The organism is Pseudomonas sp. PL-6 (genome assembly GCF_054110165.1).
Window position 1 is genome coordinate 3,797,800 of sequence record NZ_CM134189.1, and the last position, 12,132, is coordinate 3,809,931.

Consider the following 12,132-nt stretch of genomic DNA (forward strand, 5'->3'; position numbering starts at 1 on the left):
CCCGCCCCCTGTTATGCCTGTCCGGGCGACGAACTGTGGCAAATGGTGCGCACAGCCTAGGCGGCCCCGCGCCCCCCTAGGGCATGTCGCCCGCCTCGCGTGCCTCTAACTCCTCCAGCCTCTTCTGCAGAAACTGCCGATCCGGCCCCTGCTGCGCCAGCGCCAGGGCCTGGCGGTAGGCGGCACGCGCCTGTTGGCGGCGGTCCAGGCGGCGCAGCAGGTCGGCGCGCGCGGCATGGGCCAGGTGGTAATTGTCCAGTTCGCCGGCTGCCAGCAGCCGGTCGACCTGCGCCAGCCCCGCCTCGGGGCCGTCGCGCATGGCCAGGGCCACCGCGCGATTGAGCTCGATCACCGGCGAGGGCGTCAGGCGCAGCAGTTCGTCGTACAGGCCGACGATCTGCGCCCAGTCGGTCGCCTCCAGGCTCGGCGCCTCGGCATGCACCGCAGCAATGGCGGCCTGCAGGCTGTAGGGGCCGAAGCGTCGCGAATGCAGCGCCTGCAGCACCAGCGCCTCGCCCTCGGCGATCAGCTCGGGGTTCCACAGACCGCGATCCTGCGCCTCGAGCAGAATCACCTCGCCATCGACGCCGCTGCGCGCGGCGCGGCGCGACTCGTGCAGCAGCATCAGCGCCAGCAACCCCTGCACCTCCGGCTCGGGCAGCAACTCCGCCAGCAACCGCCCCAGGCGAATGGCCTCGTCGGACAGCTGACTGCGGGTCAGCGAATCGCCGGAGCTGGCGAAGTAGCCCTCGTTGAACACCAGGTAGACCACCCGCAACACCGCCTCCAGGCGCTCGGGTAGCTCGCTGCGCCCCGGCACCTCGTAGGGAATCCTCGCCTCGCGGATCTTGCTCTTGGCGCGAACGATGCGCTGGGCCAGGGTCGCGGGGCTGGCAAGAAAGGCGCGGGCGATCTCCTCGGTGGTCAGGTCGCACACCTCGCGCAGGGTCAGCGCCACCTGGGCATCGCTGGCCAGCGCCGGGTGGCAGCAGGTGAAGATCAGGCGCAGACGGTCGTCTTCGAGCAGCTCGCCCTCCTGCAGCGGCGCCTCGTCGGGCAGCTCGGCCTGCTCGTCGAGCGGCTGGAAACGACGCTGGCGGCGCAGGTTGTCGATCGCCTTGAAGCGCCCGGTCGACACCAGCCAGGCGCGCGGATTGGCCGGCACGCCCTCCTGCGGCCACTGTTCCACCGCCACGCGAAAGGCCTCGTGCAGCGCCTCCTCGGCCAGGTCGAAGTCGCCCAGCAGGCGGATCAGGGTCGCCAGCACGCGGCGCGACTCCTCGCGATACAGGCGTTCGATCAGGGCGCCGATCTCGCTGGGTGTATCCATTGCAACGGCCTCCATGGCGACGACGAGGCTCAACAATGCCCGCTAAGCGGGCAATGGTCGAGCGGCGGCACGATCCGCCACTCAGCCTGGCACGCTGCGCATTGGCAGCGCCACGCCTGCCCGGCATAGTGCCGGCCATTCGATCATTGGATGGAGCCTCACTATGCGCTGGTTGTTGCTCGGCTTGGCGGGAGCCGTGATCTTTCTCTACGGCCGGATCAGCGGCGATGCGCAACTGAGCCTGCTGACCAAGGGCATTCCGGTGATCGCCCTGCTGCTCTGGCTGCGCCAGGCGCCGGCCGGCACCTACCGGCGCTGGATCGGCATCGGCCTGCTGTGCTCCCTGGCCGGCGACATCCTGCTGGACTGGCCGGGCGATCTGTTCGTGTTCGGCCTCGGCGCCTTCCTCCTCGGCCACCTGGCCTACCTGCGCGCCTACTTCTCCGACACCCGCCGCCCGGCCCTGCCCGCCCTGCTGCTGGCGCTCGGCGCCGGCGGCGCGATGTTCGCCGTGCTGGCCGGCAGCGGCCTGGGCCCGATGTTGATTCCGGTGGCCTGCTACGCCCTGGTCATCAGCCTGATGCTGTGGCGCGCCCTGGCCCGCCTCGGCAACCCCGAGCTGCAGCCGCGCTCGACTTATCTGGCCGCCGCCGGCGCGGCGCTGTTCGTGCTGTCCGACAGCCTGATCGGCATCGATCGCTTCGTCGCCAGCTTCCCCGCCGCGCCCTACGCCATCATCCTCAGCTACTGGGCCGGCCAATGGGGCATCACCGCCTCGGCCTTCGCCCGCCGCGCCTGAGCTGTTACGCCGATGAAACAGCAGGACGGCGATAAATCGACTATAGGAGTTACAGGGCAGTCCACTTCAGGGTGAGCGATATGGCAGGGTGCGTGCGGGTAGTCGGCCTGGTGTTGGTATCGGTTGCGCTGGTGGGCTGCGGCAGCCTGTTGCCCAGCGAGCGGGCCGAATCGCTGTCGCCCTTCGGCGACTACCTCGACGCCGAGATGCGTTACTCGCAGGCGGTGCCGGGGCTGACCGACCGCGCCGACCTGTTCTCCCTGGGCTTCGACCCGCTGGCCCATGGCAACGGCAAGATGCTCTCGTTCATCGATGTGCGGCTGATGTTCGTCCAGCCCAACGTGCCCATCGCCTACCTGCCGGACGGCCTGGTGCGCTGCCTGGAGGCCAAGGACCGCTGCGTCGGCTACGCCTTCGAGTTCACCAAGACCGATACCCAGCGGGTCGGCAGCTTCTGGGCCGACGTGCTGAACTTTCGCAAGAACCGCGAGCTGCAGGGTTGGGTGTTCCGCGCGGTGTTCGTGCTGGTCGACGACAAGCTGGTGCACAAGGTCAGCAACGGCGAGCCGAACATCCGCCGCCTGGAGGTCAAGCGCAATCCGCTGGGCCCGTTGCAGGGCGCCGGCGAATTCTTTTCCGACCAGTTGAAGTAGTGCCTGTTCAGCCCGGCCGCGCTCTTGGCTAAAATGCCGGCCTTTTCCGCTGCCCGTTGCGACCGCCCGTGAGCCAAGAACCCGACCGTCTATTCGCCCAGCCGCTGGCCGAGGTGCCTGATTTCGTCTTCAACGAGGACGTGGTGCGGGTGTTCCCCGACATGATCAAGCGCTCGGTGCCCGGCTACCCGACCATAGTCGAGAACATCGGCGTGCTCGCCGGCCAGTTCGCCCAGCCACACACTGTGCTGTACGACCTCGGCGCCTCGCTCGGCGCGGTGACCCAGGCGCTGCGCCGCCACGTGCGCGTCGATGGCTGCAGGGTGATCGCGGTGGACAACTCGCCGGCCATGGTCGCGCGCTGCAGCGAGTACCTGCACGCGCAGGACGCCATGTTCCAGGAACTGCTGCCGGCGGAAGTGATCGAGGCGGACATTCTTGCCTTCGAGCTGCAACCCGCCTCGCTGGTCACGCTCAACTTCACCTTGCAGTTCATCCCGCCGGAGCGGCGCCTGGAGCTGCTCACGCGCATCCGCCAGGCGCTGCTGCCGGGCGGCGCGCTGATCCTCTCGGAAAAGCTGCGCTTCGAGGACGCCGCCGAGCACGACCTGCTCACCGAGCTGCACGTCGCCTTCAAGCGCGCCAACGGCTACAGCGAACTGGAAATCGCGCAGAAGCGCAGCGCCATCGAGAAGGTGATGCTGCCGGACAGCCTCCAGCAGCACCGCGAACGCCTGCTGGCCGCCGGTTTCAGCCAGGTGGTGCCCTGGTTCCAGTGCCTGAACTTCGCCTCGCTGGTGGCCCTGCCATGATGCGCGATCTGGACCTCGACGCCCTACAGGCGCAACTGGCCGGCACCCCGCTGCAGGACTGGGCAGCCGATCTACCCGGCCAGCTCGACGCCAAGCTAGCCATCGGTCACGGCGACCTAACGCGCTGGTACGGCGCCGTGCAGGCGCTGCCGTCACTGACAGTGAGCGAAGTGGAGCTGGCGCAGCGCTTCGCCCTCGGCGGCGCCTGCGACGAGGCCTGCCGCGCGCAATTGAAGACTGCACTGCAGGGGTTGATTCCCTGGCGCAAGGGGCCGTTCGAGCTGTTCGGCGTGCACATCGACACCGAGTGGCGCTCGGACTGGAAATGGCAACGCGTCGCCCCCCACCTGGATCTGGCCGGCAAACGCATCCTCGACGTCGGCTGCGGCAACGGCTACTACATGTGGCGCATGCTCGGCGCCGGGGCTGGCAGCGTGGTCGGCATCGACCCCAACTGGCTGTTCCTCTGCCAGTTCCTGGCGATGAAGCGCTACCTGCCGGAGCAGCCGGCATGGCACCTGCCGCTGGCCTTCGAGGAGCTGCCGGCCAAGCTGCAGGGCTTCGACACGGTGTTCTCCATGGGCGTGCTGTATCACCGCCGCTCGCCCATCGACCACCTGCTCGACCTCAAGGACGCGCTGGTCAAGGGCGGCGAACTGGTGCTGGAAACCCTGGTGGTCGAGGGCGACGCCGAACAGGTGCTGGTCCCCGAAGATCGCTACGCGCAGATGCGCAACGTCTGGTTCCTGCCCTCGGTACCGGCGCTGCAGCGCTGGCTGCGCCGCGCCGGCTTCGAGGACGTGCGCTGCGTGGACGTCAGCACCACCTCGGTGGACGAACAACGCGCCACCGAGTGGATGCGCTTCCAGTCGCTACCGGAATTCCTCGACCCGGCCGACCACAGCCGCACCGTCGAAGGCCTGCCGGCGCCGACTCGCGCCGTGCTGATCGCGCGCAAGCCGTAGCCCCGGTGCGCCACGCGCACCGCCAGATAGGCCCTACCGACCACGCAACCAGCACGCCCGCCGCTGCGCGATCAGCCGTAGCGGTTCGCTCGCCCCCTGCTCCACCACGCCGCGGGCACTGCCCAGGCGAATCCGCCCCTCGGCATCCTGCGCCAGCAGACGGCGCATGCGCCGACGCCAGCACCAGGCGCCGATCCAGTCGGCGATGGCGTTCTGCAGATCCAGCGGCCACATGGCCGGCATATAGAACTCGGGCATGGCTGGACGCGACTTGTCGCACTCGTTCGAACCTTTCATGGCCTTTCCTCCTGTTCACTACCGGCTTCTAGCCGGGCTTGCGAGCAGGATGAAACGCGCCTATCGTTCAAACAAACGACAAATATCAAACCATGAGTTAATTATTATTTAACGATCATGAACACGGCAGCCCCCATCTCCCTGCCGCTGCTGGAAAGCGATGTGCTGCGCACCTTCGTCGCCATCGCCGACAGCGGCAGCTTCACCCGCACCGCGGCGCAGGTGTTTCGCAGCACGGCGGCCGTCAGCCTGCAGATCAAACGCCTGGAGGAAAGCCTCGGCCAGCGCCTGTTCGTCCGCGAGGCCAGGCGCGTGCGCCTGACCGCCGAGGGTGAGCTGCTGCTGGGTTATGCCAGGCGCCTGCTCAGGCTCAACGAGGAGGCGGTGGCGCAGTTTCTCCAGCCGGCGCTGAGCGGCCGGGTCTGCCTGGGCATCCCGAACGATCTGAGCACCCGCGTGCTGCCTGGCGTGCTGACCAGCTTCGCCCGCAGCCATCCGGCCGTGCAGGTGGACGTCTGCGTGGGACGCAGCGTGGATCTGGTGGCGAAACTGGAGCTGGGCGAACTCGATCTGTGCCTGATCGAGACCGGCAATCAGGGCCTGGACGATACGCTCGGCGTGGTGGTCCATACCGAGCCGCTGGTCTGGGCAGGTCGCGACGGCGGCCTGGCGGTACAGCGCTCACCGCTGCCGCTGGCCCTGGCCAATCCCGGCTGCGCCTGGCGCCGTGCGGCGCTGGACGCCCTCGACCGGATTGGCCTGGACTATCGCGTGGCGTACTCCTGCGATCAAAGTGCGGGGCAGGAAGCGGCGATGATCGCCGATCTGGCGATAGCCCCCTTCCCGCGCGGTATGGTCCGGCCGCCGCTACGTCGCCTGGGCGAGGAGCACGGCCTGCCGCCGCTGGACGACTACCAGATCAGGCTACTGCGCGGCACTCAGGCCAACGACACCATCGAGGCACTCGCCACGCAGGTGATTCAGGCGTTTACGCAAAGCTGAACGGCGCGCATCGGATACGGGGCGGTGCGCATGGCCTAGGCGGCGCCGCGACGCCCTGCAGCGGCTAACCGCGATTGGCCGCCGCGACGATCAGCGCCTTCATCTCCGCCACCGCCTGCTTGAAGCCGACGAACAGCGCATGGGCGACGATGGCATGGCCGATGTTCAGCTCGTTGATCCCGGCAATCGCCGCCACCGCCTCGGCGTTGTGGTAGTGCAGGCCATGCCCGGCGTTGACGATCAGGCCATGCTGCAGGCCGCAGGCGACGCCGTCGCGGATGCGCGCCAGTTCGCGGGCGGCTTCCTCGGGGGTGTGGGCATCGGCGTAGCGCCCGGTGTGCAGTTCGATGGCCGGCGCACCGACGCGCCGGGAAGCCTCGATCTGCCGCGCCTCGGCGTCGATGAACAGCGACACCTCGCAGCCGGCGCGGGAAAGCCGCTCGACCGCGGCGGCGATGCGCGCCTCCTGGCCGGCCACGTCGAGGCCGCCTTCGGTGGTCAGCTCCTGACGGGTTTCCGGCACCAGGCAGACGTGCGCCGGGCGGATCTGCTCGGCGAAGTCGAGCATGAAGTCGGTGACGCCCATCTCGAAGTTCATCCGCGTCTGCAGCACCTCGGCGAGGATCCTCACGTCGCGATCCTGGATATGCCGGCGATCCTCACGCAGGTGCACGGTGATACCGTCGGCGCCGGCCTCCTCGGCATCCAGCGCGGCTTTCACCGGATCGGGGTAGCGGGTGCCACGGGCCTGGCGCAGGGTGGCGACGTGATCGATGTTCACGCCTAGCAGGATTCGGTTGGCGTCAGTCACGCTTGGGCTCCTTGAGCGTCATGAAGAGTTCGCGGCTGACCAGCGGTCGGCCGCCCAGATGGGGTGCCAGCGCCTGACGCATCAGGCGCTTGGCCGCGGCCAGGGCGCCGGGGGCGCTCCAGTCGGCCTCGGCCATGGCCAGCAGGTCGCGGCCGTGAAATACGCCGGGCTGCAATTGCGCCACCGGCACCAGGCCGGCGTCCAGCTGCCAGCGGTACAGGCCGTCGGGCGCGACCAGCGCGCCCTGCTGGTCGCGATCCAGGGCGAAACCATAGCCCAACTCGTCCAGCAGGCGCCATTCGAAGGCACGCAGCAAGGGCTCCAGCGGCCGGCCGGCGGCCAGCGCCTGCAGCGTCAGGGCGTAGTGATCGAGCATCCGCGGGTGCGGGTCTTCGGCCGGCAGCAGGCGGATCAGCAATTCGTTGAGGTAGAGCCCGGAGAACAGCGCCTCGCCGCTCAGCAGCAGCGGAATGCCGGCGCTTTCCAGACGCCCGACCGTCTTCAGCTCGCCACGCCCGCGCAGCTCCAGCTCCAACGGGGCGAACGGCCGGGCGATGCTGCCGGCCTTGCCGCGCGCGGCGCGCAGCACGGCGCGCAGGCGCCCCTGGGGGGTGAAGAAATCCACCAGGGCGCTGCTTTCCTTGTACGGACGGCTATGCAGGACGTAGGCGGCGTGGCTCATCGGCGTGGCCGCCTGGGTACTCTATGACGGGCACCGATGGTGCGCACGGCGCGGTCTACTCCAGGTAGCCCAGCGAGCGCAGCGCGCGCTCGTCGTCGGACCAGCCACCCTTGACCTTGACCCAGAGGTTGAGCATGACCTTGGAGTCGAACAGCACCTCCATGTCCTTGCGCGCCTCCTGGCCGATGCGTTTGATGCGCTCGCCCTTGTCGCCGATGATGATCTTCTTCTGCCCGTCGCGCTCCACCAGGATCAGCGCATGGATATGCAGAATGCGCCCTTCCTGCTTGAACTCCTCGATCTCCACGGTGATCTGGTAGGGCAGTTCGGCGCCGAGCTGACGCATGATCTTCTCGCGCACCAGTTCGGCGGCGAGGAAACGGCTGGAGCGGTCGGTGATCTGGTCTTCCGGGAAGAAGTGCTCGCCTTCCGGCAGGCGCTCGGCCACCAGCTGCTCCAGGGTGTCGAGGTTGCTGCCCTGCTGCGCCGAGATCGGCACCACTTCGGCGTTCGGCAGCTGCTGCTGCAGCCATTGCAGGTGCGGGATCAGTTCGGCCTTTTCCTCGAGGCGGTCGACCTTGTTCACCGCCAGGATCACCGGCCCCTGCACGTACTGCACGCGCTCGAGCACCATCTGGTCTTCGTCGGTCCAGCGCGCGCGGTCGACCACGAAGATCACCACGTCGACGTCCTTGAGCGCCGAGGCCGCGGTCTTGTTCATGTAGCGGTTGAGCGCCTTGTCGCTGTTCTTGTGCAGGCCGGGGGTGTCGACGTAGACCGCCTGGATCTCGCCCTCGGTCTTGATTCCGAGCATGTTGTGGCGCGTGGTCTGCGGCTTGCGCGAGGTGATCGCCAGCTTCTGCCCGAGGATATGGTTGAGCAGCGTCGATTTGCCCACGTTGGGGCGACCGACGATGGCGACATAGCCGCAGCGGCTCACAGGTGCATCAGTCATTGCCGTTCTCCACCCCGAGGGCGATCAGTGCCGCAGCCGCGGCGACCTGCTCGGCGATACGCCGGCTGCCGCCCTGGCCCAGGGTCTTTTCATTGAGCAGGGCCACCTGGCACTCGACCATGAAGGTACGGCAGTGCGGCTCGCCCTGAATGTCCACCACCTCGTAACGGGGCAGTTCGCAGGCGCGCGATTGCAGAAACTCCTGCAGGCGCGTCTTCGGGTCCTTGTTGGTGTCGACCAGCGTCAGGCCATCGAGCTCGCCGGTCAACCAGTCCAGCACGCGCTCGCGCGCCGCATCCATGCCGGCATCCAGGTAGATGGCGCCGATCAGCGCCTCCAGGGCATCGGCGAGGATCGACTCGCGACGGAAACCGCCGCTTTTCAGCTCGCCCGAGCCCAGGCGCAGGTACTCGCCCAGCTCGAAGCCGCGCGCCAGCACGGCCAGGGTCTCGCCCTTGACCAGGCGCGCGCGCAGGCGCGACAACTGGCCCTCGCGCGCCTGCGGGAAGCGCTCGAACAGCGCCTCGCCGGCGACGAAGTTGAGGATGGCATCACCGAGGAATTCCAGGCGTTCGTTGTTGCGCCCGGCGAAACTGCGATGGGTCAGGGCCAGGACCATCAGGTCCTGGTCCTTGAAGCTGTAACCGAGCTTGCGCTCGAGGCGGGACAGGTTGGAACTCACGGCATGCGTACACGAAATTCTTTGTCGAAGTTCGCCACCAGATCGAGGTTCTCGATCAGCGGCTCGCGTTTCTCATACTTCAGGTGGACCAGGAACTCGTTGTTCTCCACCTTGACCTTGAGCACGTCGCGCAGGTTCAGGTCGCGGATGTTGTTGACCTGCATGCCCTTGCTGACATAGTTGTAGAAATCGCCGACGGTGCGCACTTCCTGCGCGGCGTCGGTTTCCACCGAGGTGATGATCTTTTCCATCGACATGTAGTCGAGGTAGTGCGGCATCATCTTGAACGCCGTGCTGGCGAAGAACGCCACCACGGCCAGTACCACCAGCCAGCCCAGGATGGACAGGCCCTGCTGCGAACGCGCGAAAGTCATGTGTATCCCCAATAGACGGTCTTGTTTGGAGCCTTGCGGCAAGACTATTTATAGCCTGCGGCGCTGCCGAAAGCAGCGCGCCAGTGCTCAATGAATCAGGCCGACACGGGAGAAATTGGGCAGGTTGCTGGTCTTGGGCTCCGGCCAGCTCATCCAGATGGCGAAGGCCTTGCCGACGATATGATCGTCCGGAACCATGCCCCACAGCGCCTGCGGGATCTTGCGGTCGCGCCAGTAGCGGCTGTCGTTGGAGTTGTCGCGGTTGTCGCCCATCATGAAGTAGTGCCCTTGCGGCACCACCCACTCGCCGCCGGGTTCGCGGCGCATGCGGCTCATTTCCTTGCGGATGGTGTGCTGCACCTGGCCCAGGCGCTCCTGATAGAGCATCGCGCTGCCCAGGCTGCCGGCTTCTTCGCCGAGCAGTTTCTCCGCGACCGGCTCGCCGTTGATCAGCAGACGCTTGCCCTGGGTGTACTGGATGCGGTCGCCGGGCAGGCCGACCACGCGCTTGATGTAGTTGATGGTCGGGTCGCTGGGGTAGCGGAACACCATGACGTCGCCGCGCAGCGGGTTGTCCACCTCGATCACCTTGGTGTCGAGCACCGGCAGGCGGATGCCGTAGGCGAACTTGTTGACCAGGATGAAATCGCCCACTTCCAGGGTCGGCTTCATCGAGCCGGAGGGAATCTGGAACGGCTCGACCAGGAAGGAGCGCAGCACCAGGACGATGGCCAGCACCGGGAAGAACGACTTGCCGTACTCGACCAGCAAGGGCTCCTTGCTCAACCGCTCCAGCACGCGCTCGTCGGGCTCGTCGACGCGCCCCTGATAGGCGGCGATGGCCGAGCGCCGGCGCGGCGCCAGCAGAACCAGGTCGACCAGAGCCAGAAAGCCGCAAACGGCGACCGCGATAACCAACAGGAGCGGGAAATTGATCGACATAGAGCCTTAGCTATCCAACCTGAGCACGGCAAGGAAGGCTTCCTGTGGGATTTCCACGTTACCGACCTGCTTCATGCGTTTCTTACCAGCCTTCTGCTTCTCCAGCAGCTTTTTCTTACGGCTGACGTCGCCGCCGTAACACTTGGCCAGTACGTTCTTTCTGAGCGCCTTGACCGTGGTCCGCGCGATGATCTGGCCGCCGATGGCGGCCTGGATCGCCACGTCGAACATCTGCCGCGGGATCAGTTCCTTCATTTTCTCGGTCAGTGCACGGCCCTTGTAGGCCGCATTGTCGCGATGCACGATCAAGGCCAGGGCATCGACCTTGTCGCCGTTGATCAGCACGTCCAGCTTGACCAGGTTGGCCGACTGGTAGCGATCGAAATGATAGTCCAGCGACGCATAGCCGCGGCTGGTCGACTTGAGCTTGTCGAAGAAGTCCAGCACCACCTCGTTCATCGGCAGGTCGTAACGAACCTGAACCTGAGAACCGAGGAACTGCATGTCGCGCTGTACGCCGCGCTTCTCGATGCACAGGGTGATGACGTTGCCCAGGTGCTCCTGCGGCACCAGGATGGTCGCGGTGACGATCGGCTCGCGGAAGTCGGCGACGGCCGAGACATCCGGCAGCTTGGACGGGTTGTCGACGGTGATGGTTTCCCCGGTCTTGAGCTCGAGCTCATAGATCACGCTCGGCGCGGTGGTGATCAGGTCCAGGTCGTATTCGCGCTCCAGGCGCTCCTGGATGATTTCCATGTGCAGCATGCCGAGGAAGCCGCAACGGAAGCCGAAGCCCAGCGCGTCGGAGCTTTCCGGCGCGTATTGCAGCGACGAGTCGTTGAGGGTCAGCTTCTGCAGGGCATCGCGGAAGTCCTCGAAGTCGTCGGAGCTGACCGGGAACAGGCCGGCGTAGACCTGCGGCTGGATTCTCTTGAAGCCTGGCAGCACCTCGACCTCGGGGGTCGAAGACAGGGTCAGGGTGTCGCCCACCGGCGCACCATGAATGTCCTTGATGCTGGCGATGATGAAGCCCACTTCACCAGCTTTCAGGTCAGCAGTGGCGGTGTGTTTCGGGGTGAAGACGCCGACGCTGTCGACCAGGTGCACCTTGCCGGTGGACTTGACCAGGATCTTGTCACCTTTCTTGACGCGGCCCTGACGCACGCGCACCAGCGAGACCACGCCGAGGTAGTTGTCGAACCAGGAGTCGATGATCAGCGCCTGCAACGGCGCTTCGATATCCCCGGTCGGCGCCGGAATGGTCTGCACCAGGCGCTCGAGCACCTCGTCCACGCCCATGCCGCTCTTCGCGCTGCAGGCCACGGCGTCGGTGGCGTCGATGCCGATGATCTTCTCGATCTCGTCCTTGACGCGATCCGGGTCGGCCTGGGGCAGGTCCATCTTGTTCAGCACCGGCATGACCTCGAGGCCCTGCTCGATGGCGGTGTAGCAGTTGGCCACCGACTGCGCCTCGACGCCCTGACCGGCATCGACCACCAGCAGCGCACCCTCACAGGCCGCCAGGGAGCGGCTGACCTCATAGGTGAAGTCGACGTGACCGGGGGTATCGATGAAGTTCAGCTGGTAGGTCTTACCGTCCCGCGCCTTGTAGTGAAGGGTAACGCTGTGGGCCTTGATGGTGATGCCGCGCTCACGCTCCAGATCCATGGAGTCCAGGACCTGAGCCTCCATTTCACGTGCAGCGAGGCCGCCGCACATCTGGATGAAACGGTCAGCCAAGGTGGACTTGCCGTGATCGATGTGGGCAATGATGGAAAAATTGCGGATATGACTCAGGTCACTCACAGATCAACACTCGAAGAAGGCA

General features: G+C 66.5%; 14 protein-coding genes. 5 read left to right on the top strand and 9 right to left on the bottom strand.

Annotation, left to right across the window (positions count from 1 at the left end; all coding sequences use genetic code 11):
- Positions 1-76 precede the first annotated feature (76 nt).
- Positions 77-1,330 carry an RNA polymerase sigma factor gene (locus tag ACW9UL_RS16235; protein ID WP_457787653.1) on the bottom strand — a complete coding sequence of 418 codons (1,254 nt, stop codon included), beginning with the start codon at positions 1,328-1,330 and terminating at the stop codon, positions 77-79.
- 163 nt (positions 1,331-1,493) lie between these two features.
- Between ACW9UL_RS16235 and ACW9UL_RS16240 the strand changes: the two genes are divergently transcribed.
- From ACW9UL_RS16240 to cmoB, 4 genes are all read left to right on the top strand, one after another.
- Entirely contained in the window at positions 1,494-2,129 is a 636-nt protein-coding gene (locus ACW9UL_RS16240; protein ID WP_457787654.1) for a lysoplasmalogenase, read from the top strand.
- Between the two features lie 80 nt (positions 2,130-2,209).
- Complete coding sequence (locus ACW9UL_RS16245; protein WP_397498237.1) at positions 2,210-2,782, top strand: hypothetical protein; 573 nt, start codon at positions 2,210-2,212, stop codon at positions 2,780-2,782.
- Between the two features lie 68 nt (positions 2,783-2,850).
- Entirely contained in the window at positions 2,851-3,594 is a 744-nt protein-coding gene (gene cmoA, locus ACW9UL_RS16250) for a carboxy-S-adenosyl-L-methionine synthase CmoA (RefSeq protein WP_457787655.1), read from the top strand.
- On the top strand, positions 3,591-4,559 hold the full coding sequence (gene cmoB, locus ACW9UL_RS16255) for a tRNA 5-methoxyuridine(34)/uridine 5-oxyacetic acid(34) synthase CmoB (protein WP_457787656.1): 969 nt from the start codon (positions 3,591-3,593) through the stop codon (positions 4,557-4,559). Before cmoA ends, cmoB begins: the two co-directional genes overlap by 4 nt.
- Positions 4,560-4,592: 33 nt before the next feature.
- On the opposite strand, the gene ACW9UL_RS16260 is transcribed toward cmoB, so the two are convergent.
- Complete coding sequence (locus ACW9UL_RS16260; RefSeq protein WP_457787657.1) at positions 4,593-4,856, bottom strand: hypothetical protein; 264 nt, start codon at positions 4,854-4,856, stop codon at positions 4,593-4,595.
- A gap of 117 nt (positions 4,857-4,973) precedes the next feature.
- Here ACW9UL_RS16260 and ACW9UL_RS16265 point away from each other — a divergent pair, with 117 nt between their 5' ends.
- The gene (locus ACW9UL_RS16265; RefSeq protein ID WP_397498241.1) at positions 4,974-5,858 is read left to right on the top strand and encodes a LysR substrate-binding domain-containing protein; all 885 of its coding nucleotides are present in this window, start codon (positions 4,974-4,976) and stop codon (positions 5,856-5,858) included.
- Positions 5,859-5,922: 64 nt separating this feature from the next.
- Here ACW9UL_RS16265 and pdxJ read toward each other — a convergent pair whose 3' ends face one another.
- From pdxJ to lepA, 7 genes are all read right to left on the bottom strand, one after another.
- Positions 5,923-6,669 carry a pyridoxine 5'-phosphate synthase gene (gene pdxJ / locus ACW9UL_RS16270; RefSeq protein ID WP_397498242.1) on the bottom strand — a complete coding sequence of 249 codons (747 nt, stop codon included), beginning with the start codon at positions 6,667-6,669 and terminating at the stop codon, positions 5,923-5,925.
- Complete coding sequence (recO, locus tag ACW9UL_RS16275) at positions 6,662-7,351, bottom strand: DNA repair protein RecO (protein ID WP_457787658.1); 690 nt, start codon at positions 7,349-7,351, stop codon at positions 6,662-6,664. The genes pdxJ and recO overlap by 8 nt, the downstream gene beginning before the upstream one ends.
- Before the next feature lie 55 nt (positions 7,352-7,406).
- A complete protein-coding gene (gene era, locus ACW9UL_RS16280; RefSeq protein WP_031303358.1) occupies positions 7,407-8,306 on the bottom strand; it encodes a GTPase Era in 900 nt (299 codons plus the stop codon).
- On the bottom strand, positions 8,299-8,988 hold the full coding sequence (rnc, locus tag ACW9UL_RS16285) for a ribonuclease III (RefSeq protein WP_397488220.1): 690 nt from the start codon (positions 8,986-8,988) through the stop codon (positions 8,299-8,301). The genes era and rnc overlap by 8 nt, the downstream gene beginning before the upstream one ends.
- Complete coding sequence (locus ACW9UL_RS16290) at positions 8,985-9,362, bottom strand: DUF4845 domain-containing protein (protein ID WP_457787659.1); 378 nt, start codon at positions 9,360-9,362, stop codon at positions 8,985-8,987. Before ACW9UL_RS16290 ends, rnc begins: the two co-directional genes overlap by 4 nt.
- Positions 9,363-9,449: 87 nt before the next feature.
- Positions 9,450-10,304 (bottom strand): signal peptidase I, encoded by an 855-nt coding sequence (gene lepB, locus ACW9UL_RS16295; protein WP_122108661.1) that lies wholly within the window; start codon positions 10,302-10,304, stop codon positions 9,450-9,452.
- Positions 10,305-10,310: 6 nt separating this feature from the next.
- The gene (gene lepA, locus ACW9UL_RS16300) at positions 10,311-12,110 is read right to left on the bottom strand and encodes a translation elongation factor 4 (RefSeq protein ID WP_021444825.1); all 1,800 of its coding nucleotides are present in this window, start codon (positions 12,108-12,110) and stop codon (positions 10,311-10,313) included.
- Between the last annotated feature and the right edge of the window lie 22 nt (positions 12,111-12,132).

Bases quoted from the DNA above. Each gene is read 5' to 3' on its own strand.
- ACW9UL_RS16235 (WP_457787653.1), bottom strand. From the start codon at position 1,330: ATGGATACACCCAGCGAGATCGGCGCCCTGATCGAACGCCTGTATCGC.
- ACW9UL_RS16260 (WP_457787657.1), bottom strand. From the start codon at position 4,856: ATGAAAGGTTCGAACGAGTGCGACAAGTCGCGTCCAGCCATGCCCGAG.
- ACW9UL_RS16240 (WP_457787654.1), top strand. From the start codon at position 1,494: ATGCGCTGGTTGTTGCTCGGCTTGGCGGGAGCCGTGATCTTTCTCTAC.
- ACW9UL_RS16245 (WP_397498237.1), top strand. From the start codon at position 2,210: ATGGCAGGGTGCGTGCGGGTAGTCGGCCTGGTGTTGGTATCGGTTGCG.
- ACW9UL_RS16265 (WP_397498241.1), top strand. From the start codon at position 4,974: ATGAACACGGCAGCCCCCATCTCCCTGCCGCTGCTGGAAAGCGATGTG.
- ACW9UL_RS16290 (WP_457787659.1), bottom strand. From the start codon at position 9,362: ATGACTTTCGCGCGTTCGCAGCAGGGCCTGTCCATCCTGGGCTGGCTG.
- recO (WP_457787658.1), bottom strand. From the start codon at position 7,351: ATGAGCCACGCCGCCTACGTCCTGCATAGCCGTCCGTACAAGGAAAGC.
- era (WP_031303358.1), bottom strand. From the start codon at position 8,306: ATGACTGATGCACCTGTGAGCCGCTGCGGCTATGTCGCCATCGTCGGT.
- lepB (WP_122108661.1), bottom strand. From the start codon at position 10,304: ATGTCGATCAATTTCCCGCTCCTGTTGGTTATCGCGGTCGCCGTTTGC.
- cmoB (WP_457787656.1), top strand. From the start codon at position 3,591: ATGATGCGCGATCTGGACCTCGACGCCCTACAGGCGCAACTGGCCGGC.